Origin of the sequence: Methylorubrum sp. GM97 (genome assembly GCF_024347855.1) — a bacterium.
Taxonomy (GTDB): domain Bacteria; phylum Pseudomonadota; class Alphaproteobacteria; order Rhizobiales; family Beijerinckiaceae; genus Methylobacterium; species Methylobacterium extorquens.
Genome location: NZ_AP025942.1, coordinates 2,810,258 through 2,835,120, shown reverse-complemented (window position 1 = coordinate 2,835,120; position 24,863 = coordinate 2,810,258). Strand labels below are relative to the sequence as shown.

General features: G+C 68.1%; 26 protein-coding genes. 13 read left to right on the top strand and 13 right to left on the bottom strand.

The genetic code is table 11. The annotated features are described in order from the left end of the window. The 8 genes from rplM to MSPGM_RS13015 form a co-directional block, all read right to left on the bottom strand. On the bottom strand, positions 1–462 hold the full coding sequence (rplM, locus tag MSPGM_RS13050) for a 50S ribosomal protein L13 (RefSeq protein ID WP_004446860.1): 462 nt from the start codon (positions 460–462) through the stop codon (positions 1–3). A gap of 414 nt (positions 463–876) precedes the next feature. Further along, a complete protein-coding gene (locus MSPGM_RS13045) occupies positions 877–1,737 on the bottom strand; it encodes a transglutaminase-like domain-containing protein (protein WP_004446861.1) in 861 nt (286 codons plus the stop codon). Positions 1,738–1,824: 87 nt separating this feature from the next. Further along, positions 1,825–2,430: a lactate utilization protein C gene (locus MSPGM_RS13040; RefSeq protein WP_004446864.1), complete on the bottom strand. Its 606-nt coding sequence runs from the start codon at positions 2,428–2,430 to the stop codon at positions 1,825–1,827. After that, complete coding sequence (locus MSPGM_RS13035) at positions 2,427–4,001, bottom strand: lactate utilization protein B (protein WP_012753022.1); 1,575 nt, start codon at positions 3,999–4,001, stop codon at positions 2,427–2,429. Before MSPGM_RS13035 ends, MSPGM_RS13040 begins: the two co-directional genes overlap by 4 nt. After that, entirely contained in the window at positions 3,998–4,741 is a 744-nt protein-coding gene (locus tag MSPGM_RS13030) for a (Fe-S)-binding protein (protein WP_003606436.1), read from the bottom strand. Before MSPGM_RS13030 ends, MSPGM_RS13035 begins: the two co-directional genes overlap by 4 nt. A gap of 122 nt (positions 4,742–4,863) precedes the next feature. Continuing rightward, the gene (locus MSPGM_RS13025) at positions 4,864–5,484 is read right to left on the bottom strand and encodes a DsbE family thiol:disulfide interchange protein (RefSeq protein ID WP_003606437.1); all 621 of its coding nucleotides are present in this window, start codon (positions 5,482–5,484) and stop codon (positions 4,864–4,866) included. Continuing rightward, positions 5,481–5,633 (bottom strand): heme exporter protein CcmD, encoded by a 153-nt coding sequence (gene ccmD / locus MSPGM_RS13020; RefSeq protein WP_003606439.1) that lies wholly within the window; start codon positions 5,631–5,633, stop codon positions 5,481–5,483. The genes MSPGM_RS13025 and ccmD overlap by 4 nt, the downstream gene beginning before the upstream one ends. 137 nt (positions 5,634–5,770) lie before the next feature. After that, a complete protein-coding gene (locus MSPGM_RS13015) occupies positions 5,771–6,577 on the bottom strand; it encodes a heme ABC transporter permease (protein ID WP_003606441.1) in 807 nt (268 codons plus the stop codon). A 197-nt stretch (positions 6,578–6,774) separates the two neighbouring features. Here MSPGM_RS13015 and MSPGM_RS13010 point away from each other — a divergent pair, with 197 nt between their 5' ends. Next, entirely contained in the window at positions 6,775–7,614 is an 840-nt protein-coding gene (locus MSPGM_RS13010; protein ID WP_261925664.1) for a transglutaminase-like domain-containing protein, read from the top strand. Positions 7,615–7,616: 2 nt separating this feature from the next. On the opposite strand, the gene MSPGM_RS13005 is transcribed toward MSPGM_RS13010, so the two are convergent. Further along, entirely contained in the window at positions 7,617–8,711 is a 1,095-nt protein-coding gene (locus MSPGM_RS13005) for an NAD(P)/FAD-dependent oxidoreductase (RefSeq protein WP_003606443.1), read from the bottom strand. A 107-nt stretch (positions 8,712–8,818) separates the two neighbouring features. Beyond that, the gene (locus MSPGM_RS13000; protein ID WP_012753021.1) at positions 8,819–10,042 is read right to left on the bottom strand and encodes a hypothetical protein; all 1,224 of its coding nucleotides are present in this window, start codon (positions 10,040–10,042) and stop codon (positions 8,819–8,821) included. 328 nt (positions 10,043–10,370) lie between these two features. On the opposite strand from MSPGM_RS13000, the gene flgB reads away from it, so the two are divergent. The 7 genes from flgB (at position 10,371) to cckA (ending at position 16,755) form a co-directional block, all read left to right on the top strand. Continuing rightward, positions 10,371–10,787 carry a flagellar basal body rod protein FlgB gene (flgB, locus tag MSPGM_RS12995; protein ID WP_003603421.1) on the top strand — a complete coding sequence of 139 codons (417 nt, stop codon included), beginning with the start codon at positions 10,371–10,373 and terminating at the stop codon, positions 10,785–10,787. A 21-nt stretch (positions 10,788–10,808) separates the two neighbouring features. After that, complete coding sequence (gene flgC / locus MSPGM_RS12990; RefSeq protein ID WP_003603420.1) at positions 10,809–11,219, top strand: flagellar basal body rod protein FlgC; 411 nt, start codon at positions 10,809–10,811, stop codon at positions 11,217–11,219. A gap of 5 nt (positions 11,220–11,224) precedes the next feature. Then, positions 11,225–11,548 carry a flagellar hook-basal body complex protein FliE gene (gene fliE / locus MSPGM_RS12985; RefSeq protein ID WP_003603419.1) on the top strand — a complete coding sequence of 108 codons (324 nt, stop codon included), beginning with the start codon at positions 11,225–11,227 and terminating at the stop codon, positions 11,546–11,548. An 81-nt stretch (positions 11,549–11,629) separates the two neighbouring features. Beyond that, a complete protein-coding gene (fliQ, locus tag MSPGM_RS12980) occupies positions 11,630–11,896 on the top strand; it encodes a flagellar biosynthesis protein FliQ (protein WP_003603418.1) in 267 nt (88 codons plus the stop codon). Positions 11,897–11,941: 45 nt separating this feature from the next. Then, positions 11,942–12,718 (top strand): flagellar biosynthetic protein FliR, encoded by a 777-nt coding sequence (gene fliR / locus MSPGM_RS12975; protein ID WP_003603417.1) that lies wholly within the window; start codon positions 11,942–11,944, stop codon positions 12,716–12,718. A gap of 102 nt (positions 12,719–12,820) precedes the next feature. Further along, positions 12,821–13,885: a flagellar biosynthesis protein FlhB gene (gene flhB / locus MSPGM_RS12970; protein ID WP_003603416.1), complete on the top strand. Its 1,065-nt coding sequence runs from the start codon at positions 12,821–12,823 to the stop codon at positions 13,883–13,885. 158 nt (positions 13,886–14,043) lie between these two features. After that, complete coding sequence (cckA, locus tag MSPGM_RS12965) at positions 14,044–16,755, top strand: cell cycle histidine kinase CckA (RefSeq protein WP_003603415.1); 2,712 nt, start codon at positions 14,044–14,046, stop codon at positions 16,753–16,755. Positions 16,756–16,835: 80 nt separating this feature from the next. Here the strand turns inward: cckA and MSPGM_RS12960 are convergent, their stop codons facing one another. After that, positions 16,836–17,066 (bottom strand): hypothetical protein, encoded by a 231-nt coding sequence (locus MSPGM_RS12960; protein ID WP_162094034.1) that lies wholly within the window; start codon positions 17,064–17,066, stop codon positions 16,836–16,838. On the opposite strand from MSPGM_RS12960, the gene recA reads away from it, so the two are divergent. After that, positions 17,032–18,111: a recombinase RecA gene (gene recA, locus MSPGM_RS12955; RefSeq protein ID WP_373691185.1), complete on the top strand. Its 1,080-nt coding sequence runs from the start codon at positions 17,032–17,034 to the stop codon at positions 18,109–18,111. The two genes, MSPGM_RS12960 and recA, sit on opposite strands and share 35 nt — an antisense overlap. A gap of 82 nt (positions 18,112–18,193) precedes the next feature. On the opposite strand, the gene MSPGM_RS12950 is transcribed toward recA, so the two are convergent. Then, complete coding sequence (locus tag MSPGM_RS12950) at positions 18,194–18,796, bottom strand: glutathione S-transferase family protein (protein WP_003603413.1); 603 nt, start codon at positions 18,794–18,796, stop codon at positions 18,194–18,196. 74 nt (positions 18,797–18,870) lie between these two features. Between MSPGM_RS12950 and MSPGM_RS12945 the strand changes: the two genes are divergently transcribed. From MSPGM_RS12945 to MSPGM_RS12935, 3 genes are all read left to right on the top strand, one after another. After that, the gene (locus MSPGM_RS12945) at positions 18,871–19,578 is read left to right on the top strand and encodes a helix-turn-helix transcriptional regulator (protein ID WP_003603411.1); all 708 of its coding nucleotides are present in this window, start codon (positions 18,871–18,873) and stop codon (positions 19,576–19,578) included. 94 nt (positions 19,579–19,672) lie between these two features. Further along, positions 19,673–22,348: an alanine--tRNA ligase gene (alaS, locus tag MSPGM_RS12940; RefSeq protein WP_012753019.1), complete on the top strand. Its 2,676-nt coding sequence runs from the start codon at positions 19,673–19,675 to the stop codon at positions 22,346–22,348. Positions 22,349–22,531: 183 nt separating this feature from the next. Further along, positions 22,532–23,593 carry a putative zinc-binding metallopeptidase gene (locus MSPGM_RS12935; RefSeq protein ID WP_012753018.1) on the top strand — a complete coding sequence of 354 codons (1,062 nt, stop codon included), beginning with the start codon at positions 22,532–22,534 and terminating at the stop codon, positions 23,591–23,593. Positions 23,594–23,631: 38 nt separating this feature from the next. Here the strand turns inward: MSPGM_RS12935 and MSPGM_RS12930 are convergent, their stop codons facing one another. Beyond that, on the bottom strand, positions 23,632–24,240 hold the full coding sequence (locus MSPGM_RS12930) for a YqgE/AlgH family protein (RefSeq protein WP_003600708.1): 609 nt from the start codon (positions 24,238–24,240) through the stop codon (positions 23,632–23,634). Positions 24,241–24,363: 123 nt separating this feature from the next. On the opposite strand from MSPGM_RS12930, the gene MSPGM_RS12925 reads away from it, so the two are divergent. Next, entirely contained in the window at positions 24,364–24,846 is a 483-nt protein-coding gene (locus MSPGM_RS12925) for a peroxiredoxin (RefSeq protein WP_003600710.1), read from the top strand. The last annotated feature ends 17 nt before the right edge of the window (positions 24,847–24,863 follow it).

Genomic DNA, 24,863 nt, shown 5'->3' with positions numbered 1-24,863 from the left:
TCAAGCGCTCACGTTCTTACGGTTGAGGGAGCCGACGTCGAGCGCCTGCGGCTGCTGGGCCTCGTGGGGATGCGCGGCACCCTTGTAGACGCGCAGGTGGCCGAGGATCTGGCGGAAGAGCGGGCCGCGCGGCAGCATGCGCTCGACGGCCTTCTCGACCACGCGCTCGGGGAACCGGCCCTCGAGGATGAACTTGGCCGAGCGCTCCTTGATGCCGCCCGGATAGCCCGTGTGGTGGTAGTAGACCTTCTGGTCGTACTTGCGGCCGGTGAACTTCACCTTATCCGCATTGATGACGATGACGTGGTCGCCGCAATCGACGTGGGGCGTGTAGGCGGGCTTGTGCTTGCCGCGCAGACGCATCGCCACGATCGAAGCGAGACGGCCCACGACGAGGCCCTCGGCGTCGATCACGACCCACTTCTTGTCGACGTCGGCGGGCTTCAGCGAAGTGGTCTTCATGGCCGATTCCCGTGCCGGTGACGTTGGAAACAAGGCGCCGCCGCGTCGGGTGAGGACGCAGCGGCGTACGGCTGGGTCACTAGGGGGATTCTGTGTCTTCGTCAAGGCAGACGCTGAACGCCTCGGAGAGAAAAGCGCAATCCGTGGAAGGCTTTTGCGGATGCGGTAATTAGGTACCGCATGTGGTTTGCCGTCTCGGCGTCCGTTGCTCGGGGAGATTGCGACGAGCGCCAACGAAAAAGCCCGCCACGGACGGAGCCGGGCGGGCGGAGTTTGGAGATTCGTCCAGGCTTACCTGGAACATAAGATTGACGGGCTAAAATGCCGTTTAATCCGCCCAGCGCGAAAAAAACTTCACATCGCGCTCGGGCCACCGGATTCGCCGGGTAGGGCGTCGATCGTGAGGCCCCTCGGTCAGGCCGCGCCGGCATGCGGAGCCGGCTCCTCCGTCGAGATCGCATCGACCGTGCGCTCCATCGGCTCCGGGCCTCCGTCGGCGCGATCGATGCGGATCTCCATACCGGTCGGCTGCATCTCGCCGTAGGGCGTCGAGAAGGCGATTTCGGCGGCATCCCGCCCGATGCCGATGCGCACGAGACCGTCGAGATGGGCTTGGCGCGTCGCGTCGAACAGCCACCAGCGCCCATCGAGATAGGCCTCGAACACGGCGTGGAAGTCGCTGGGCACGAGGCCGTAGGCGTAGCAGCTCACGAACCGGGCCGGGATGCCGAGCCCGCGGCAGAAGGCGGCGCCGAGATGGGCGAAGTCGCGGCACACGCCGGCACGCATCAGCAGGCTCTCGTCGGCCGTCGTCTCGCCGTCGCTCGAACCACGCCGATAGGCGATGTTGTCATGGATCCAGTTGCAGATCGCGTTGACGCGCTGGTGGCCCTTCGGAAGGTCGCCGAACTCGGCTTGGGCGAAGGCGGCGAGCCGGTCCGACGAGACGAAGCGGCTCGGCAGCAGGAAGGGGAGGATGTCGAGGGGGAGTTCGGAGACCGGCGTCTCGGAGATCGTCGCAGGATCGGCCCGCACGACGGCCAGATCCACCTCGGCATTGTATTCGAGCGAGAACGGGCCCGGCTGCACGTTCACGCCGAGATAGCGGTTCTTGAGGTCCGGCGTGACGTAGACGCGCCGCGCCAGGTCCGGCGCCAGGGTCAGGCTTTCGCGGGCGATGTCGAGGCTTTGCAGCTTCGCGACCTCGACATTGAAGATGAAGGTGGTGGGCGCCTTGACCTCATAGGCAAGACTGCAACCGAGCTTGAATCGCACGGGGACGGCTCCGAATTTTGCGGGAAGACGCCCCGTTCGAGCGAGGCGTTTTGCCGCAAACGCGCAGAGATCCGTTCGGCTCCGCTTTCAGGCTGCTTGTTTTTTGCGCTGCAGCAGAAGCACGGTCAGCGAGCGCACGCCCTGCGCCCCGTGGATCAGCACGCCCTCGATGTCGGCCGTGGCGGACGGGCCGGTATGGAGCACGGCATAGGCCGCCTGTCCGAAGTCCGGACGCTTGTAGGCAGCCTGAATGTTCACCAGGATGTCGGCCGGGTCGAGCAGCACGATCAGGTGCTGGGCGAGATAGGCGACCGCGTTCACGATCAGGTCGTCTTGTGTGAACAGCACCGAGCCGGTCTCGGCGACGCCGAAGCGCGCGCGCACCACCGCCACATCGACATCATTGACCTCGGTCGGCTTGGCGACACCGGCGAGGTCACGATTCCCTGAGAATTCGGGCACGGCGGAGGCGATCACCGCCGCCCCGTCCAGACGCGCCCGCACCGGGGCGAAGGGATCGGACGGGCTGCCCGCACGCTCGACGCGCCCGCCCATCTTACCCAGACGCTCGGCGAATTCCGCGACGAGATCGTCACCCACCAGGGGTGCGAAGGTCGGCACCTCCGGCAGCGGAAAGTCGCCGGCCGGGCGGTTGGCCTTGAGCCGGCCGAGGATGGTCTCGCGGGCGCTCACGCGTCGCTCCCCTTCTTCATCCGGTTCTGACGGTACCACGCGTGGAAGCTCTGGCGCGGGGCGTGAGGCATCTCGCGCTTCTTCCCCCAGGTGTTGGCCGGGTTGTAGACGGCAAAGCGCGGCAGGACGCGCAGGGCGGAATCGGCGGTCTGGATCGCGGCGCGATACGCGGCGGGACGGCTCAGCACGGCGCCCGCCGCCTTCATCATGCCCTGTTTCAGGAGCGGGATCTGGTGCTCCTCGGCCAGCACCTTGCGCCACGCGAAGATCTGCTCGTGGATGTTGATCTTGACCGGGCAGACATTGGTGCAGGAGCCGTTCATGGTCGAGGAGAACGGCAGGGTCGAGTATTTCCGCTTGTTGAAGGTCGGGTCGATGATGAGCCCGATCGGCCCGGAATAGGTCGCACCGTAGGAGAGGCCGCCCGAGCGCCGGTAGACCGGGCAGGTGTTCATGCAGGCGCCGCAGCGGATGCATTTGAGCGAGGTCCAGAACTCCTCCATCGCCAGCCGCTCGGAGCGGCCGTTATCGACCAGCACCATGTGCATCTCGGTGCCGGGCCGCGGCCCGCGGAAATGCGAGGTGTACTGGGTGATCGGCGAGCCAAGCGCCGAGCGCGACAGCAGGCGAATGAACACACCGAGATGCTCGACCCGCGGGATGATCTTCTCGATGCCGATCGAGTGGATCTGCAGCGGGGGCACGTTGCCGGAGAGGTCGGCATTGCCCTCGTTGGTGCAGGTCACGACCGTGCCGGTTTCGGCGATGGCGAAGTTGCAGCCGGTGAGGCCGGCATCGGCCTTGAGGATCAGCGGGCGCGTGGTCTCGCGCTGGCTCTCGGCGAGGTAGTGGGCGTCGTCGTTGTCGGGGTCGGTGCCGAGCGTCCGGGCGAACACCTCGGCGACGTCGAGGCGGGTCTTGTGGACCGCCGGCATCACCACGTGGCTCGGCTCCTCGTCGTCGAGCTGCTGGATACGCTCGCCGAGATCGGTCTCGATCACGTCGATGTCGTGGGCCGCCATGAAGTGGCGGAAGCCACACTCCTCGGTCAGCATCGACTTCGACTTCACCAGCGACTTGGCGCCGTGCTTGCGCAGGATGTCGAGGACGATGCGGTTGTGGTCCGCCCCATCCTCGGCCCAGTGGACATGGACGCCGTTGGCCGCTGCGGCCGCCTCGAACTGTTCGAGGTAATGGTCGAGATGGGTGAGCGTGTGCGTCTTGATCTGCGAGGCGATCTCGCGAAGCTCTTCCCACTCCGGGATGCCGTGGGCGGCGACATCGCGCTTGCGGCGCACGTCCCAAAGGCGCTCGTCATGGGCCTTCTGATGCATCGGCGCGGCGAGGAAGCGCTCGGCGGCCTCCGCCTGATCGATCGGGCGGTTGCCGCGCACCTTGGCGCCGCGGGGCTGCGGCTCGCGCGGCGCGTCGGCGCGGATCGGCTTCGAGGCGGCTTCGGCGTGCTGGAGCCGTTCGCCGCCGGGGCCGCGCTCGCTCTCGTCGGAGGGCGCGCGCACCTCGGGGTGGAGCACGTCCTCAGTCTGGCGCGGGGTCAGGTCGTCGGCGCTCATGCGGCGGCTCCGTTCAGCACCTGGGCGATGTGAATGTATTTGAGGCCGACGCCGAGACGCTCGGCGCAGCCCTTCTGGTGCATCAGGCAGGAAGAATCGGCCGAGACCACATATTCGGCGCCCGCGCGGGCCTGATCGGTCACCTTGTCGTAGCCCATCTTGGCCGAGACCGCGGGCTCGAACACCGAGAAGGTGCCGCCGAAACCGCAGCACTCGTCGGGCCGGGTCAGATCGACGATCTCCACCCCCTTCACCTTCTTCAGAAGGTTGAGGGGCTTTGAGAAGAACGGCCGGTTCAGTTCGGTCGGCCGGGCATGGCCGATGCCGCGCAGCGCGTTGCAGTTCGAGTGGTAGGCGACCTTGTGCGGGAACTCCGCCCAGGGAAGATCCTCGATCTTGAGCACGTCGTGGAGGAATTCGACGAGCTCGAACGTCCTGGCCCGCACATGCTTGACCGCGTCGGTCTGCGGGATGGCGGTGAGGTGCTCGCGCACCTGATGCACGCAGGAGCCGGACGGGGCGACGATGTAGTCGAACCCGGAAAAATTCTTGACGAACAGCGCCTCGGTCGCGGCGGCCTCCTGATGGCAGCCGGTATTGGTCATCGGCTGACCGCAGCAGGTCTGATCGTAAGGGTATTCGACGGTGAGGCCGAAGCGCTCCAGCAGTTCCAGCGTGGCGATGCCGACCTCGGGCTCGAAGGCATCGACGTAGCAGGGGACGAATAGTCCGATCCGCATGGCGCTCTTCTGATCGTGATTTGAGACGGTTGGCCCGCTTCTCCACCTTGGAACGGTTTCAAGCGGACAGGGGCTGCATACGCCTCCGATCCCCGGTTTCCAAGCGTGCCGCCTGATCCCGGTCAGTTGGTCACGGGGGCGGTCCGTCCGGCGGCGCGAATACGCTCCAGCACGCTCGCGTAGTTTTCCGGCGTCAGGATTCCGACGAGCTTGTCGCGGATGCGGCCTTCGGGACCGATGATGAAGGTCTCCGGCACGCCGTAGACGCCGAGGTCGATTCCGGCCCGGCCGCTCGTGTCGGCGCCGACCGCCGCGAACGGCAGGCCGTTGCGCTCCAGCCAGCGCCGTCCGGCGTCGCCGGGATCCTTGTAGTCGATGCCGACGAGGCGGATGCCGGGCTCCTGCGCGAGCCGCATCAGCATCGGATGCTCGATCTGGCAGGGGGCGCACCACGAGGCGAAGATGTTGAGGACGGTCACCTGCCCCTTGAGGTCGGCACTCGACAAACCGGGCACCGGCCGGCCGGCGGCCTGGAGGCCCGGCACCGGCTCCAGCGCGAAAGCGGGGACCGGTTTGCCGATCAACGCCGAGGGCAAAGCCGCAGGATCGGCGCCCGAGCGCAGCCGGACCAGGAAGGCGACGGCCAAGATGGCGAAGACGAGCACCGGTAGCAGCGCGAGGAGCGAGCGGCGGGGGCGCTCCCCGGTACCGGGCGGGGTCGCGTGCGGGATCTGCGCGCTCACGAGCGACCTCCCCGCTCGTCCTGCAGCTCGGCGAGCGCGCGGCGCTGCGTCCGCCCATCCCACCAGCCGTTGAGGGCCAGGGCGCCGAGCACCAGGGCCGCGAAGCCGTAGGAACCGACGATGAAGGGGGCGTAAGGTCCGAATTCCATGGCGGGTCTCAGAGTGCTCGTCCCATCGATCGTCCTAGAGCCGTATCCGACCTGATTGCATCAGGCCGGCGTCTCTAGGTCTTAGTGTCAACGCGCTTTCTTCCGCCGAACCGGCGTCCACTTCGTCGGAAAGCGCTCTAGATCGCTTGGCCCACGGGAAGGGTCGTCGCCGCGCGCGTCATCGGTGCGGCCTCCTGCACGCCAGCATCGAGCCGCTCCGCCTGCCGGATCAGCTGCGTGCGCACCCGGCGGCGGTAGATCTCGGTGCGCATCGCCTGAAGATGCAGCGTGATGCCGAGCAGGGTCATCGCCAGCACCATCTCGAGCAGCGGGTAGAGCATCGAGGAATCGATGGACGAGCCGCCCATGCGCAGGATCGAGGCCGGCTGATGCAGCGTCGACCACCAGTTCACCGAGAATTTGATGATCGGCAGGTTCACCGCGCCGACCAATGTCAGGATCGAGACCGCGCGCGCCGCCCGGCTCGGATCCTCGATGGTCCGCCACAGGGCGATGATGCCGCAATAGATCAGGAACAGCACCAGCATCGAGGTCAGCCGCGCGTCCCAGACCCAGTAGGTCCCCCACATCGGCTTGCCCCAGAGCGAGCCGGTGACGAGGCAGATCAGGGTGAAGGCCGCACCGATCGGCGCAGCGGCGCGCTGCGACACGTCGGCGAGCGGGTGGCGCCAGACCATCGTGCCGATCGCCGAGAGCGTCATCGCCCCATAGAAGCCCATGCCGAGAATCGCGGCAGGGACGTGGACGTACATGATCCGCACGGTGTCGCCCTGCTGGTAGTCGGGCGGCACGACGAAGAAGGTCAGGTACAGCCCGGCGGCAACGAGCAGGGCCGACGCCGCCGCGAGCCAGGGCAAGGCCGCACCCGACCAGCGCAGGAATTGGCCCGGATGGGCGAGGCGGTTCCAGAGAGCGGTCCACATGGACGCCTCCATACCGCCGAGTGCGCTGCAGCAGCAATGCGCGCCAACGTCCCGTCCGGCGTCCGCTTTTTGTGCGGGCGGACTGCGAAACATTTGTGCAACGCGATAACGGAACGCGTGGTAATCATAAGAATTAACGCTTGGTCCCGCTCAGTCTCTATTTTCGGGGATTGAAAATCGAAGTCACGAGCTGCCGCATGCTGATCAAGGCCGGTTACGACATCACCTTCGAGACTGATGCTGCAACGCCGATGTCGCTGCTCCTCAGCCTTCACCCCTCCCGCGAGGGCGATCTGCGCAGCCCGCAAGACATCGTCTTCGATCCGGTGATTCCGCAGCGGCAGACGGTCGATTCCTTCGGCAACGTCTGCACCCGCATCGTCGCGCCGCCGGGCCGCCTCTCGATCTCGGCGGATTTCCTGGTTGCCGATTCGGGTCTGCCCGACGCGGTCGCGCCGGAGGCCGCCCAGATCCCGGTGGAGGCCCTACCCGACGACGTGATGCTCTACCTGATGGCGAGCCGCTACTGCGACACCGATAAGCTGGCCGGGATTGCGTGGTCGCTCTTCGGCCAGACGCCGCAGGGTTGGGCGCGGGTTCAGGCCATCGTCGATTACGTGCACGAGCGCATCCGCTTCAATTATATGCAGGCCGATGCCACCCGCTCGGCCTTCGATGGCTACCAGCAGCAGGTCGGCGTCTGTCGCGATTTCGCGCATCTCGCCGTCGCTTTCTGCCGCTGCATGAACATTCCGGCGCGCTACTGCACCGGCTATCTCGGCGATATCGGCGTGCCGCCCGTGCCCGATCCGATGGACTTTTCGGCGTGGTTCGAGGTCTATCTCGGCGGGCGCTGGTACACCTTCGACGCCCGCCACAACACGCCGCGGATCGGCCGCATCGTCATGGCGCGCGGTCGCGACGCGACGGATTGCGCGATCTCCACGAGCTTCGGCGCGGCGCGGCTGTCCAGCTTCGCGGTTCACACCGATGCGGTGGCGGATGGGACGAAGGCCGATCTGGTGCGGGCTGCGTAGCCTTACGCCATCACCTGATCGGCCACCGCCTCAGCCAGCGAGAGCGCGGAGGTGAGGCCGGGACTTTCGATCCCGAAGAGCTGCACCAAGCCCGGCCATCCGTGCTCGCCCGGGCCGTCGATGCGAAAATCCGCTGCCGGCTCGCCGGGGCCGCTGAGTTTCGGCCGGACGCCCGCATAGTCCGGCATCAGGCGCCCGTCCGGCAGGCCGGGCCAGTAGCGCCGGATTGCCGCCTCGAAGCGCTCGGCGCGTCCCGGATCGACCGCGTAATCGGGGGCGTCCACCCACTCGACATCGGGCCCGAACCGCATGCGTCCGGCGAGGTCCAGAGTCAGGTGGATGCCGAGTCCTCCCTCGACCGGGGCCGGGTAGATCAGCCGCGTGAAGGCCGGCCGCCCGCTGCATCCGAAATAGCTGCCCTTGGCCAGAACCTGACGGGGGATGCCGTCCGCCGCCATTCCCTCGATCCGGCGGGCGAGAGTCTGCGCGCCGAGGCCCGCGGCGTTGATGAGACAATCGACCTGCAGCACGTCCGGTGCCTCGCCGCCGAAGCGGACCTCCCAGCGCCCATTCCGGCGTTCGGCCGCTTCGATGGGAGTATTCAACGCCAGCACGCCACCCGCATCTTCGACATCGCCGAAGAACGCCAGCATCAGGGCGTGGCTGTCGACGATACCGGTCGCAGGGGAATGGAGCGCGGCGACGCAGGACAGGGCCGGTTCCAGATCCACAGCCTCGGGACGTTCGAGCCAGGTCAGTCCCTCCACCCCGTTCTCGGCACCGCGGGACAGGATCGTTTCGAGCGCCGGGCGCTCCGCCTCGTGCGTCGCCACGATCAGCTTGCCGCACAGTCGGTAGGGCACGCCGTGGCTCTCGCAGAATTCGACGAGACGGCGGCGCCCCTCGACGCAGTGGCGGGCGCGCAGCGAGCCGGGGGGATAATACATCCCACCGTGGATCACCTCCGAACTGCGGGCGGACACGCCGGTGCCGATCGCCTCGGCGGCCTCAGCCACGATCACCGCGCCGCCGCGCAGCGCGAGGGCCCGCGCGATCGCAAGCCCCACCACCCCCGCCCCGACGACGAGTGCCTCCATGCCTCCGGCCTGCCTCACGCACGTTCGGGCCGCCGCACCACGACGCGGATTCGGCGGCCTCCGGAAAAACAGGCCTTACGGCCAAGAGGCGGATGAGCGTGCTCGCCTCAGTTCTTGCTGTCGAGCGGACGTCCGAGGAGGCGGGCGAACTCGGCCTCGATCTCCTCCACCGAGAACGGGTTCTGCGCCTGAGCGGCGGGCTCCGGCGACTCGGCCTTCGACGGCTCCGGCTTGGATGGCTCGGGTTTGGCGGGCTCCGGCCTCGGCGGGTCAACCTTGAAAGGTTCGGACTTAACCGCATCCGGCTTGGGCGGCGCCACGAATGGCGGGGGAGCGACGGGCTTGGCGGGGGCCGCAGGCTTCGGCTCGGGCCGGGGCGCTGCCACCACCGGGGTGGGAGCCGGCTGCGGCCGCACCGGCGGCGGCGGGGCGGGCATGGGCGGGGCCGGCTCAGCCGCCATCGCCGCGGCGACCGGATCGATCGGCGCGGGCGCCGGCTCGGCCGGTTTCCGTGCCGGAGGGGGCACCTCGGCAGGGTCCGCAGGCGGGGGCGTGACCGCGGACGAGGGACGCTTCAGCGCCACCTGAAGCTGCCGGGCCATATCCGAGAGAACGGCCGGATCGACCGAGCGCGGCCCACGGCTGGCTATGACCGGCGGCTCCGGCACAGGTTCCGGCACCGGCTCGACCGAGGCGGATTCCGGCCGCGCGGGGCGCTCGGACGCGACCTCCGGGCGGGGGGAGACCACCGGCGGCGCCGTTCGCCGCATCAAGCGGCTAACCGGCGAGACCGGCCGCGCCGGCGCGTCGGCCGGCAAGGCCTCGGGCTCGAACAGGCCGGGATCGAGGGGTGGCGCCCGGTCGAGGGCGGCCTGGGCGCCGGACACCGCCGAGGGCACCACCTCCGGCATGGCGAAGGTCGGCGGCATCGGAGAGTCGAGGAAGGGATCGGTCCGCGGCTCCAGCGCCGGGTCGCTGATGCCGGCCTCGCCGCCGGGCCGGGCGCTCCCGTCTGGCGCATAGCGGCTGCCCGCGCCGCGCTGGATGTGGCGTTCGATCACCACATCGTTGGGGCCACCGACCAGCAGCAGGTGCTCCACGTTGTCCCGCCGCAGCAGGATGAGTTGGCGCTGCCGGTCGAGCTCGTAGATGTCGACGATGCCGAGCCGCGGCTGGCGTCCGCGCTGGCTCGCATTTGCGGACAGCGTGAGCCCGCGCCCGGACAGCCGCATGAACAGCAGCGCGGCAATCAGGAACAGCACCAGGATGGCGAGGAAGATCACCAGGAACTGCAAGGCGTAGGAGCCCTCGGAACTGAAGAACGCTTGCAAGACCCGCGTCTTTCTAAGTCGGGGCTCTGACGCCGCCGCGCGACGTCCGGCGGTGACCGAAGCCGGCGGAGACGCAATCTCGGCCCCACGCATTACACGGCCCGATTATCGCCGCCGCTTCACGCCCCGGCAACGTATGTTGACACTCCGTTAACAACTCGGTGCAGCCCGCAGCGGCCATTCCGGCATCCGCGGCGTGCGGCCTCACGGGCACCCGGCAGGTTTTGCCGGGTTAACGGCTCCTTAACCATGTCAGCGGCAGATTCTGCCGGGTTCGGACCTGTGGCTCTCTGAAATCCATCACTGGCCGCGCCGACCCCGAGGCACCATGTCGCTTACCGACCTGCCCCTGCTCGGCATGCTGCGCACCCGGATGCACTGGCATCAGGCCCGCCAGGCCCTGCTCGCCGAGAATGTCGCCAACGCCGACATGCCCGGTTTTCGCCCGCGCGATCTCGCCGAGCCGTCCGCGGCCTCGATGAAACTCGCGACGCCGGTCGCGGCCTCGGTCGGCGGCGACGGGCTCGCCCGCACCGATTCCACGCATATCGGGATGACGGCGAGCGCCGGACCGAACGCCGACCCGCGCCGCTTCAAGGGCTTCGAGGTCCGCCCCTCCGGCAACGGGGTGAACCTGGAGGAGGAGATGATGAAGGCCGGCGACAACCAATCCGATTACCAACTCGTCGCCTCGCTCTACCAGAAGAGTCTCGACGCCCTGAAAATCGCCGTCGGCAAGCGCTGACATCGCTGAACGGGGACCGTCATGGATTTCTTGAAGAGCCTCGGCATCGCCGCCTCCGGCCTGAAGGCGCAGTCCGGACGGATGCGCATCATCGCCGAGAACATCGCCAACGCCGATTCCACCGCCCAGACCGCGGGCGGCGATCCCTATCGGCGCAAGATCCCGACCTTCACCAGCCGCTTCGACAACGAACTGAACGCCAGCGTCGTCGAGGCCGGCAGGGTGCGGCGCGATCCCACACCGTTCCGCACTAAGCACGATCCCGGCAACCCGGCTGCGGATGCGCGCGGCGAGGTGCGCCTGCCCAACGTCAACGGGCTGATCGAGAACATGGACATGCGCGAGGCCCAGCGCTCCTACGAGGCCAACCTCAACATGGTGACCGCCACCCGGCGGATGATCTCCCGCACCCTCGAGATCCTGAAGGCGTAGCCCCGATGACGACCTCCGCCTTCGCCGCCGGCGCCTACGGCGCGGCCCAGAGCCTCGCCCGCCCCGGCGCTGTCAAACCCGTTCAGGGCATGGCCCAGGGCCTGACCGCACCGGGCGGCTTCACCGGCTTCCTGCAGCAGAGCCTCGACAACGTCGCGCAATCCGGCGCGCAGGCCGACCGCGCCGCCCTCTCGGCGGCCACCGGCAAGGCCAACGTGGTCGACGTGGTGACGGCGGTGGCCGAGAGCGAAACTGCTCTCCAGACCCTGGTTGCCGTGCGCGACCGCGTGATCTCCGCCTACGAAGAGATCATGCGGATGCCGATCTAGTTTTTCTGGCCCCTCGGCCCGCAGGCGGGATGAGGGGAGGCCGTCGATGCCCCGCAGAGCAGACGAAAAGTCCAAAGCCCCATGACCGGCCTCGCCATCCTCGACATCGCCCGCGACGGCATCTTCGTCTTCCTGAAGGTGGCCGGGCCGATGATGATCGTCGCCCTCGTCGTCGGCTTGATCGTGTCGCTGTTCCAGGCGCTGACGCAGATCCAGGAGCAGACGCTCATCTATGTGCCGAAGATCGTCGCGGTGTTCGGGGTGATGCTGCTGATGCTGCCCTTCATCGGCGACGCCATGGCCGCCTACATGGCCCGGATTGCCGCCCGGATCGCCGCGGGCGGATGATGCGGCGGCAGCGCCGGCCGGCCCAAGCGTGTAGGATGAGCCGGCATGACCACGCCGCTCGACCTGCTGCTGCCCGGCCTCGCGGCGGCCTTCCTCATCACTTTCGCCCGGGTCGGCACGCTGATGATGCTGATGCCGGGATTGGGCGAGCAACTCATCGCGAGCCGCCTGCGGCTCGCCCTCGCTCTCCTCGTGACGCTGGTGCTGTTCCCGACCGTGCGCCCGATGCTGCCGACGGGCAATGCGGCGTTGGCGGCGCCCTCCCTGATCGGACTGCTGATCGGCGAGATCCTGATCGGGCTGATGCTGGGCCTCTGCGTGCGCATGATCGTCGCCGCGCTCCAGACGGCGGGCGTGGTGATCTCGCAGCAGCTCGGCCTATCCTACGCCATGACCGTCGATCCGACGATGGGCGGCCAGCAGGCGGCGATCGGCAACTTCCTGGCGATGCTCGGCGTCACGCTCATCCTGGCGACCGATCTGCACCACGTCGCCCTCGAAGCGATCGGGCGCAGTTACGTTCTACTGCCGCCGAGCGGTGTGCCGGCGATGGCGGATGCGGCCAAGCTCGCGCTCGATGCCTTCAGCCGCAGCTTCGCCCTGGCAGTGCGGATCTCCGGGCCGTTCATCGTGTTCGGCATCCTGTTCAATCTCGGCCTCGGCGTGCTCTCCCGGCTGATGCCGCAATTGCAGGTGTTCTTCCTCGCGGTTCCCGCTTCGGTGATCATCGGCATGATGCTGCTGGTCGGGGCGCTCGGCCTCATCATGGGCCTGTTCCTCGACGATCTCGGCCGCTATCTCGGCGCGTTCCTCGGGCGCTGATGTTTCGGGCACCCGCCTCTTGTGTCCGCATCGTCTTTCTCCGAAAGCCGGGGACCACCTTTCGGGACGATGCACTGATCCGGAACCGGGGAGCCTGAGCCGGTGTCCGACGAGACCGACGACGAGGACAAGACCGAAGACCCGACGCCACGGCGCATCGAGCAGGCGATCGAGCGCGGCGACGTCCCCAACTCGCCCGAGATCAACACCTTCTTCATCCTGGCGGCCTTCACCCTCGCCCTGATGCTCTCGGCCCGCCCGGTGGCGGAGGGGCTGACCCGCGACATGCGCGGCTTCCTCGAACATGCCGGCGGCCTGCCCTCGGATTCGGGCACCTATCTCGGCGTGGCTTTGCGCGCGGCTTGGGTCTGCACCAAGGCGCTCGCCGTGCCGCTGGGCATCGCGATGCTCGCGGCCATCGCCGCCGGCCTGATCCAGCATCGGCCGATCTTCACCGCCGAGAGCCTGATGCCGAAATTCGCGCGCATCTCGCCGATGGCCGGCGCCAAGCGCCTGCTCGGCATGGATGCCTGGGTGAATTTCGGCAAAGGGCTCGCCAAGATCATCGTGGTGGGCACCATCGCCGGGACGATCCTGTGGAGCGAGCACGACCGGGCGGAATCCTTCGCCCAGCTCGATCCCGGCGTCGCGCTCCAGGGCACCCTGACGCTCGCCCTCAAGATGATGGGCGGCATGCTCGCGGTCTACGCGGTGATCGCGCTCGGCGACGCGCTCTACCAGCGGAACCGCTGGCACAAGCGCCTGCGCATGACCAAGGAGGAGATGAAGCAGGAGCACAAGGAGAGCGAGGGCAGCCCCGAGGTGAAGGCCCGGATCCGGCAGTTGCGCCAAGCCCGCGTGAAGAAGCGGATGATGGCCGCCGTGCCCACCGCCACCGTGGTGGTGACGAACCCGACCCACTTCGCCGTGGCCCTGCGCTACGAGGCCGGGATGGCCGCACCGATCTGCGTCGCCAAGGGCGTCGACTCGCTGGCGCTGCGCATCCGCGCCGTCGCCGCCGACCACGACGTGCCGGTGATGGAGAACCCGCCGCTCGCCCGCGCCCTCCACGCCACGGTCGAGGTCGATGAGGAGATTCCCGCCGAGCACTATCGCGCAGTTGCGGAGGTCATCGGTTTCGTGCTTCGCCTTCGCCGAGCCGCCTGAGGCTCGATGCGGTTCCGCATGGGACGGCGAAGTCGTTCAGGCGCCACGGTTTATGCACCATTGTCCGGCAATGCTCCGGCAAAAGGCGCGGCATTTGACGACCCACAGGGCTCGCAGCAGCCATGTGCCGTCCGTGTGCGAGGGATGGGTAGGGCCTGATGGCTGAGGTCAGCGGACCAGCGGTGCCGGCGTCCGGTTCGATCGATCGTTCGGAACGGCCCGGCCGGGTCGGCCTGCTGCTGATGCTGGCGGGCCTGCTCGTCGGCGCGGTGGTGGGATTGTCCTTCGTCGCCAATGAGCAGGCGCAGCCGCTCATCCTCGCCCTGCTGGCGCTGCTCGCGATGGCTGGCGTGTTCTTCCTGTTCGCCCTGGCGATCGGCGCGCTTCAGCTCGCCGGCCCGGCCTCGCGCGACGACATCACCCGCGCCATCGTCGACGCTGCCCCCGAGGGCAAGCTCGTCGTCGAGGATAACGGGCGGATGATCTACGCCAACGAGGCCTATATGCGCCTTGCCGGCGGCGACAGCTTCTCGAATCTCCGCTCCATCGAGCGCATCTTCGTCGGCGCGCCGGAAGTCTCGGAGGCGGTCTATCGGCTCGCGCAGGCATCCCGCGACGACCGCGCCTATGCCGAAGAGATCCGCATGTCGCCGCCGCCGGGTGGCGCGGCGGACCGCGACTTCGCGTGGTACCGCATCGCGGTTCGGCCGATCCCGCGCCACCGCGGCTCCGCCGCGCTCTGGACCGTGAGCGACATCACCCACGAGCGCGAGCGCCAGGAGAACGTCTTCCAGGAACTCCAGCACGCGATCGACTATCTCGACCACGCCCCCGCGGGGTTCCTGTCGATCGATGCGGCCGGCTCGATCGTCTACATGAACGCGACGCTCGCCTCCTGGCTCGGCTACGACCTCGCCACCGTCGGCTCCGGCGGGCTGAAGCTCCTCGAGATCGCACCCGGCGCCGACATGCTCACCGCCTCGCCGGGCCTGCCCGGCGAAGTGCGCACCGACCGCTACGATATCGACCTGCGCCGCCGCAACGGACAGCCGCTGCCAACGCGGCTCTACCATCGCGTCGCCTACGGGCAGGACGGGGCGCCCGGCCCCTCGCGCACCTTCGTGCTCAATCGCTCCGCCGGATCGGATGCCGACGAGCCGCAGCGCGCGGCGGAGGTTCGGCTCGCCCGCTTCCTCAACAACAGCCCGATCGCCATCGCCACCCTTGACCGGGACGGCCGGGTGATCCGCGCCAACACCTCGTTCGTGCGCCTGTTCGCCGGCATGCCGCGCCAGCCCGCGGCGGAGGGTGGCCGCGACGCGCCCGATCCGATGATGCGCGACGCGGTGCTGGAGCGCGACCGTGGCGTCATCGAGGGCGCGCTCGCCCGCGCCGCCAACGGCTTCGGCGGCCTCGATCCGATCGAGGTCGGCCTGTCCGGGCCGGGTGATCGCTCGGCCCGCGTCTGGATGAGCCCGGCGGATTCCGACGGGACACCGAGCCCCGATGCCGAGGCCCGGGCCGGCAGCGACGGCGACCATGAACGGGTGATTCTCTACGCCCTCGACACGACGGCTCAGCGCCAGCTCGAACAGCAGGTCGCCCAGACCCAGAAGATGGACACGGTGGGCCAGCTCGCCGGCGGCATCGCTCACGACTTCAATAACGTGCTCCAGGCGATCATCGGCTACTCGGACCTCCTGCTCGCGAGCCACCGGCCAACCGACCACGCCTTCCAAGACATCATGCAGATCAAGCAGAACGCGAACCGGGCCGCCTCCCTGGTACGCCAACTGCTGGCCTTCTCGCGCCGACAGACCCTGCGTCCGGAGGTGATGGATGTCGGCGAGGCGCTCTCCGACCTGACGCTCCTGTTGAAGCGCCTGCTCGGCGAGCGCGTGCAGCTCGATTTCCGCCACGGCCGCGAGATCTGGCCGATCAAGGCCGACGTGAACCAGTTCGAGCAGGTGATCGTGAACCTCGCGGTCAACGCCCGCGACGCGATGCCGGGCGGCGGCAGCCTGACGATCCGCACCGCCAATTGCCCGGTCGATGGCGAGCGGCCGGTCGGCATCCCGGCGGGCGATCACGTCATGATCGAGGTGACCGATACCGGCGAGGGCATCCCGCCGGAGGTGCGCCAGAAGATCTTCGAGCCGTTCTTCACGACCAAGGAGATCGGCAAGGGCACCGGGCTCGGGCTCTCGACGGTGTTCGGCATCGTCAACCAGTCAGGCGGGGCGATCGACGTCCAGTCGACGGTGGGCGAAGGCACCACCTTCCGCATCTACCTGCCGCGCCACGAGCCGGGCATCGAAGCCCTGCCCGAGCCGCTGCCGCCGCCGCGAACGGCCTCCGGATCGACGACGATCGGCGCTTCCGAGCGTTCCGAGCCGAAACCCGCTGCCGACGACGAGACCGAACCGAAATCGGCGACGGAATCCGGCACTCCCGCCGCCCGTCCCCCGGAGCCGCCGCCGAAGCCCGCGGCGGACCATACCGGCCAGGGCACCGTCCTGCTCGTCGAAGACGAGGACCCAGTCCGTGCGGTCAATTCCCGGGCGTTGTCCGCCCGCGGCTACACCGTGCTGGAGGCGGCCTCCGGCATCGAGGCGCTGCGCCTGATCGAGGAGCATGCCGACGGCATCGACGTGGTGGTCTCCGACGTCGTGATGCCGGAGATGGACGGGCCCACCCTGCTGCGCGAGCTGCGCAAGCACATGCCCGACCTCAAGGTGATCTTCGTCTCGGGCTACGCGGAGGACGCCTTCCGCAAGAACCTGCCCGAGGGCGAGACCTTCAACTTCCTGCCCAAGCCGTTCAGCCTCAAGCAGCTGGTCGAGACGGTGAAGCAAACGATGGCGAGCTGATCGCGGCGGGGGAAGTTCCACTTCGCGCGGAAGGCGATCGGCCCCCGAATTCGCTCAAGGCGACATCGGATGGAGGGCGTTCAACGGTCGGCGTTGTCGCGGGCGATCGCGACCGACGGCTTCGCTTCCACGTTCTCTTCATCGGTGCGTAAGCCGCGACGACGGGCTTGCGCGTTGAGAACAAAACAAGTACGAAATCCATCAGCTCCGGCGGATTGAGCGCCGTGCCCCTCCCATGCATAAGGAAGCCTTGCGATGGCCCAGCCTGCGCTGAAGATGGTGGATTCCTCGACAATGGCAGCAGCCGACAAGGACAAGTCCAAGGCGATCGAGGCTGCGCTGACGCAGATCGAGCGGGCCTTCGGCAAAGGCTCGATCATGCGCCTCGGCAAGTCCGACAAGGTGCAGGAGGTCGAGACGATCTCCACGGGCTCGCTCGGCCTCGACATCGCGCTCGGCGTCGGCGGCCTGCCGCGTGGCCGGGTGGTCGAGATCTACGGGCCCGAATCGTCGGGCAAGACGACGCTCGCGCTCCACACGATCGCCGAAGCCCAGAAGAAGGGTGGCGTCTGCGCCTTCGTGGATGCGGAGCACGCCCTCGACCCGGTCTATGCGCGCAAGCTCGGCGTCAACCTCGACGACCTGCTGATCTCGCAGCCCGATACCGGCGAACAGGCGCTCGAAATCACCGACACGCTGGTGCGCTCCGGTGCCATCGACGTGCTGGTGGTCGATTCGGTCGCCGCGCTGACGCCGCGCGCCGAGATCGAGGGCGAGATGGGCGAGAGCCAGCCGGGTCTCCAGGCCCGCCTGATGAGCCAGGCCCTGCGCAAGCTCACCGGTTCGATCTCGCGCTCGAACTGCATGGTGATCTTCATCAACCAGATCCGCATGAAGATCGGCGTGATGTACGGCAGCCCCGAGACGACCACCGGCGGCAACGCGCTGAAGTTCTACGCCTCGGTGCGCCTCGATATCCGCCGCGTCTCGACGCTGAAGGATCGCGACGAGGCCATCGGCAACTCGGTGCGCGTCAAGGTCGTCAAGAACAAGGTCGCGCCGCCCTTCAAGCAGGTCGAGTTCGACATCATGTTCGGCGAGGGCGTATCAAAGGTCGGCGAGCTGATCGACCTCGGCGTGAAGGCCGGCATCGTCGAGAAGTCGGGCGCGTGGTTCTCCTACGACAGCCAGCGCCTCGGCCAGGGTCGCGAGAACTCGAAGGGCTTCCTTCGCGACAACCCCGACATCGCCAACAAGATCGAAGCCTCGATCCGCCAGAACTCGGGACTGGTCGCCGACCGGATTCTCGAGACGGCCAAGCCGACCGCCGACGATCTCGATGAGGGTGAGGCCTAAAGCGCCTCGCGTCACCGGTAGAATAAATGAAGCCCGCCGCGAGCGATCGCGGCGGGCTTTCTTCTGCGCCGAAGGCGAGCGGTCAGGCCGCCGCGTGCCTCGCGTCGAACTCGGCCGCGAAACGGGCGCCCGGCCGGTCCGTGCAGCGATCGACCCAGGTGTCGATGGTCGGCTCGCCGGGCTTTCCGAACCAGGCATAGGGCGAGTGCAGGAGGAGGTCGGCGGCACTGAAGTGGTCACCGAGCAGGAAGGGCCTGTCCTTCAACGTTTCGGCGAGCCGTACCTTGATGTCGGCGCTCGTCCGGAAGGTGCGCGCGATGGCGGGATGATCGAGCCCGATGGCCTCCAACGTCAGGACCGGCTCGACGACGCCGGCGTACCAAGCGAGCCAGCCGAGATAGGCACCGCGCTGCGGGTGGCCGGCGGGGATGCTGAGGCCGTTCTTCGGAAACAGCTCGGCCAAGTACTGAATGATGGCGCTCGACTCCCGCACCAGGACGCCGTCGTGGTCGAGGAGCGGCACCTTGCCTTCCGGGTGCGGGTTGCGCGGGTCGCGCGCGCCCGAGCCGTCCATGCGCGGGATCGTGACGGTTTCGATCCGCACGGCATCGAGCGCGTCGAGGTCCTTGAGGAGCGCAACGATGCGGGTCGAGCGGCTCTGTGGGGCGTGGAACAGCGTGATCATCGGTGGCCTCTGGCTGGCGGGTTGCCAAGCCAGGGTTTAGTCCAGGGCACCTGCCAGTTTCCGTCAGTTGGGCGATGGCGCGAACCGATCGACTGTTCCGACTGCTGCACGCGATGCGCGTCCTGCCCTCGCCGGTCACCGCCGCGCGGCTGGCTGAGGAAACCGGCGTGTCGCTGCGCTCCCTCTATCGCGATATCGACAGCCTGCGCGCCGCCGGCGCCCGGATCGATGGCGAGCGCGGCTACGGCTACCGTCTGATCGAGGACGTTGCCCTTCCGCCGCAAACCTTCGATCGAACGGAGATCGAGGCGCTGGTTCTCGGCCTCGCCGAGGTCCGTCATATGGGGGACCCGGCCCTGGCCCAGGCCGCCGCGTCGGCACTGGCCAAGGTCGCCGCCACCCTGCCCGACCGGGCCGAGCAGCACCTGCTCCACGCGGTCTCGCAGGTTCGCCGCTCCGAGGCCCGTTTCTCCAAGATCCCCGACATGGAGACGATCCGGGCCGGGTGCTGGCGGGAGGAGGCTCTGGCGCTCCGCTACAGCGACAAGGACGGTGCGGTCACCGAGCGGCAGATCCTGCCGCTCTCCATCGTCTACCTCGACAGCAAGATGACCCTGCTGGCGTGGTGTTGCCTGCGCGAGGCGTTCCGCATGTTCCGGCTGGATCGCATCGAGGAGGTGCGGATAGCGGGCACCAGCTTCCGCCCGCGGCGGGTCACGCTGCTGCGCAGCTACCTCGCCGAACTGAGGGGTAGCGCCGGGCCGCGCGATGAGCCGACGTGACTCGCAAAGCTTGGGCCCGTATGAGGGCGCGAGACTGACCGCCGTGCTGTCCTCAGCCGGCTCCCCGACGCGACATGATGTTCGAGCCTATCCGATGAGCGGCGTCAACGAGATCCGATCGACCTTCCTGGACTACTTCCGGGATGCCGGGCACGCGGTGGTACCCTCGTCCTCGCTCGTGCCGAAGAACGACCCCACGCTGATGTTCACGAACGCCGGCATGGTGCAGTTCAAGAACGTCTTCACGGGGGTCGAGAAGCGTCCCTACGTCAAGGCGACCTCTTCGCAGAAATGCGTCCGCGCCGGGGGCAAGCACAACGACCTCGACAATGTCGGATACACCGCGCGGCATCACACCTTCTTCGAGATGCTCGGCAACTTTTCGTTCGGCGACTACTTCAAGGCCGATGCGATCGAGCTGGCCTGGACGCTGATCACCAAGGAGTTCGGCCTCTCGCCGGAAAAGCTCCTCGTCACCGTCTATGCTGACGACGAGGAGGCCGCGGGCCTGTGGCGGAAGATTGCCGGCTTCTCGGATGAGAAGATCATCCGGATCGGCACCTCCGACAATTTCTGGCAGATGGGCGATACCGGCCCCTGCGGCCCGTGCTCGGAAATCTTCATCGACCAGGGCCCGACGCTGGCGGGCGGACCGCCCGGTTCTCCGGATGAGGATGGCGACCGCTTCCTCGAATTCTGGAACCTCGTGTTCATGCAGTACGAGCAGGTCGAGCCGGGTGTGCGGAACTCGCTGCCCCGGCCTTCGATCGATACCGGCATGGGCCTGGAGCGGATGGCCGCCATCCTCCAGGGCGTCCACTCGAATTACGACACCGACCTGTTCCGCGCGCTGATCGATGCGGTGGCCCACGCCGTGTCGCGGGCGCCGGAGCCGTCGACGCGCGCCTCCTACCGCGTCATCGCCGACCATCTGCGCTCGACCTCGTTCCTGATCGCCGACGGCGTGCTGCCGTCGAACGAGGGCCGCGGCTACGTGCTGCGCCGGATCATGCGCCGGGCCATGCGCCACCTCGAACTGCTCGGCGCCCGCGATCCGGTCATGTACCGGCTCGTGCCGACCCTCGTGCGCGAGATGGGGCAGGCCTTCCCCGAACTCGCCCGCAGCGAAGCGCTGATCTCCGAGACCCTCCGGCTGGAGGAAGGCCGCTTCCGCAAGACCCTGGAGCGCGGCCTCGCCATCCTCGACACCGAGACCCGCGATCTCGCGGCCGGCCAGAACCTGTCCGGCGAGACGGCCTTCACGCTCTACGACACCTACGGTTTCCCGCTCGACCTGACGCAGGACGCGCTGAAGGCGCGCGGCATCGGCGTCGATACGAAGGCCTTCGACGCGGCGATGCTGCGCCAGAAGCAGGCGGCGCGGGCCGCGTGGCAGGGCTCGGGCGAGGCCGCGACCGAGACGGTCTGGTTCGGCATCAAGGAGCGAACCGGCGCTACCGAATTTCTGGGATACGACACGGAAGCGGCCGAAGCCGTCGTCGGCGCCCTGCTGCGCGACGGCAGCGAAGTCGAAACGCTGAAGGCGGGCGAGAACGGCATCGTCGTCGCCAACCAGACCCCGTTCTACGGCGAATCCGGCGGTCAGGTCGGCGATACCGGCACGATCTCCGGGCCCGGCCTCAAGGCACGCGTCACCGGTACGGACAAGAAGCTCGGCGACCTGTTCGTGCATCACGTCACGGTCGAGGAGGGTACGCTCGCCGTCGGCGCCGCCGTGGAGCTGAAGGTCGATCACGCGCGCCGCGCCGCGATCCGCGCCAATCACTCGGCGACCCACCTCCTCCACGAGGCCCTGCGTCAGGTGCTCGGCGACCACGTCGCCCAGAAGGGCTCGCTCGTCGCGCCGGAGCGCCTGCGCTTCGATATCAGCCACCCCAAGCCCATCGACGAGGCGGAGCTGAGCCGCGTCGAGGAGATCGCCAACGCGGTGCTGCTCCAGAACGCGCCGGTCGTCACGAAGCTGATGGCCGTGGACGAGGCGATCGAGTCGGGCGCCCGCGCCCTGTTCGGCGAGAAGTACGGCGATGAGGTCCGCGTCGTCTCCATGGGCCGGCCCGTGGATGACGAGGGCCGCGAGGTCGAAGGCCGCCTGCCGAACTTCTCGATCGAGCTGTGCGGCGGCACCCATGTCTCGCAGCTCGGCGAGATCGGCCAGATTACCGTGCTCGGCGAGAGCGCGGTCGGCGCCGGCGTGCGCCGGATCGAGGCGATGACCGGCACCGCCGCCCGTCGCCACCGCGCCACCGAGAGCCGCACGCTGAGCCAGCTTGCCGGCCTGCTCAAGGCGCCCGTCGCGGACGTGCCGGAGCGCCTCTCCACACTCATCGAGGAGCGTCGCCGCCTCGAGAAGGAGCTGGCGGATGCGCGCAAGAAGATCGCCATGGGCGGAGCCTCGGGCGGCGGCGACGAAGCCCGCGAGATCAACGGCGTGAAGTTGATGGCCCGGGTGGTCGAGGGCGTCGAGATGCGGGATCTGAAAGGTCTCGCCGACGAGGGCAAGACCCGCCTCGGCTCGGGCATCGTCGCCCTCGTCGGCGTCTCCGCGGACGGCAAGGCCGGGCTCGTCGTTGGCGTCACCGAGGATCTGACCGAGCGTTACGACGCGGTCGGACTGGTGCGCGCCGGTGCCGGCCACCTCGGCGGCAAGGGCGGCGGCGGACGGCGTGACATGGCCCAGGCCGGCGGCCCGGACGGCGCCGGTGCGGACGCCGCACTCGCGGCGATCGCGGAGGCCTTGGCCGCGGGCTGACCGGCCTCCGCGCACGCGGCGGTCGGGGGGAAGAAAAACATTGTCGCTCGCGGAACGGTGAGCGTGTTCGCGGCTTGGTTGGCGGCCAATCCCCGCCGCCTCCGAGCCTTGTGCCCGGCGCGTCCCGTTTCCCGATCCGGCCCGCACCGGATTCGGGACAGGGCGTCAATGTCCTGTGAGCCGATGAAACTCTTTCGCTGCCAGTCCTGCGACAACGTCCTCTATTTCGAGAACCGCTCCTGCGAGCGCTGCGGCCATCGGCTCGCCTACCTGCCGCAGCTCGGTCGTATCTCGGCCCTCGAGCCTGCGGGGGACAACACCTGGACGCCGCTCGCTGCGCCGGATCGCCCGGGCTTCTTCTGCACCAACGCCGCGCACGACGCCTGCAACTGGATGGTGCCGCCGGGTACGACCGACGCCTTCTGCCTCGCCTGCCGCCATAACGGCACCGTGCCGGATGTGAACGACCCGGTGAATCTGGAGCGCTGGCGCGAGATGGAGCATGCCAAGCACCGGCTGTTCTACACTCTGCTGCGCTGGAACATGCCGCTGAAGACCCGCGCCGAGGATCCCGAGCACGGGCTGATCTTCAACTTCCTGGCCGACTCGCCGGATTCGAGCGGCCCCAAGGTGATGACCGGCCACGAGAACGGCATCATCACCATCGCGCTGGTCGAGGCCGATCCGGCCGAGCGTGAGAAGCGCCGCACGTCGATGGGCGAGCCCTACCGGACGCTCCTCGGCCATTTCCGCCACGAGGTCGGCCACCATTACTGGGACATCCTCGTGCGCGACGCCGGCAAGCTGGAGCCGTGCCGGGCGGTGTTCGGAGACGACTCGCAGGATTACGGCGCTTCGCTCCAGCGCCACTACAATCAGGGTCCGCCGCCGAACTGGCAGGAGAACTTCGTCTCGGCCTACGCCACCACCCATCCGTGGGAAGACTTCGCCGAGACCTGGGCGCACTACCTCCACATCGTCGATACGCTGGAAATGGCGAGCGCCTTCGGCATGCAGGTGAAGCCCAAGGCCGATGTCGAGGGCGAACTCGCCACACGGGTGGATTTCGACCCCTACGCGGCCGAGACGGTCGAGCAGATCATCGATGCGTGGCTGCCCTTCGTCTTCGCGATGAACAGCGTCAGCCGCACCATGGGCGAGGGCGACCTCTACCCGTTCGTGCTCGGTCCGGCGGTGGTGACGAAGCTCGGCTTCATCCACAACCTCGTGCACGGCCGGGTGTAGAAACGCCTCGCAACGATCGCCGACGGACGGGCCTCGCGTCAGGCCCGTCCGGCCTCCGCCGACAGCATGGCGGGATCGATGCCGATCGCCTTGAGGACCTGATCGTACTTGGTGCCGAGCCCCGGATCGAAGATCAGGTCCGGATCGGCTGGGCAGTTCAGCCAGCCATTGGCCAAAATCTCGTTCTCCAACTGGCCTGCCTGCCAACCGGCATAGCCGAGTGCCAGCACGGCGTTCGAGGGTCCGCGCCCGTCGGCGATGGCGCGCAGGATCTCCACCGTCGCCGTGAGGCACACGCCCTCGTCGATCTGCAGCGTCGATTGATCGATGTGGAAGTCGGCGGTGTGGAGCACGAAGCCGCGCTTGGCATCGACCGGTCCGCCCATCAGCACCGGCATGTGACCGACGCGCTCGCGAAGGCGGATCGCATCGGACTCGCTGGCGATGTCGAGCTGGATCAGGAGATCCGGCATGCTCAGATCCGCGACCGGCTTGTTGACGATGATGCCCATCGCCCCGTCCGCCGAGTGCGCGCAGAGATAGATCACCGAGCGCGCGAAGCGCTCGTCGCCGATCCCCGGCATAGCCACGAGGAACTGGCCGTCGAGATAGGCCGTGTCTTTGAGCGAGGGATCGGGCGTCTGCATGGGACTATGCTACTGCGCTGGCCGTCATTGATCCATAAGGCAAACGCGCACGCGGCGCGGCCGTGCCTCGACAGTCGCGCGAAGCGCGTCTAACGGTTCGTGGCTTTTGCGAGGAGAGCACGGATGACGATTCAGGTTGGCGATCACCTGCCCCAGGCCACCTTCCGGGTGAACGGGCCGGACGGTCCGCAGGCCAAGACGACCGACGACGTGTTCAAGGGGCGCCGCGTCGTGCTGGTCGGCGTGCCGGGCGCCTTCACCCCGGCCTGCCACCGCAACCACCTGCCGGGCTTCGTCGCCAAGCGCGAGGAGATCCTGGCCCGCGGCATCGATGCGATCGCCGTGACCTCGGTCAACGACATCTTCGTGCTCAACGCGTGGCAGCAGCAGAGCGGCGCCGAGGGCATCGAGTTCCTGGCCGACGGCAATGCCGAATTCGCCAAGGCGATCGGCCTGGAAATGGACGGCTCGGGCTTTGGCCTCGGCCCGCGCTCCCAGCGCTACGCGATGCTTGTGGATGACGGCGTGGTGCGGATCCTCAACGTCGAGGACACCCCGTCCAAGGCCGAGGTCTCGGGCGCCGAAGCCCTGCTGAAGGTGCTCTGAGCCACCCGACATAAGCC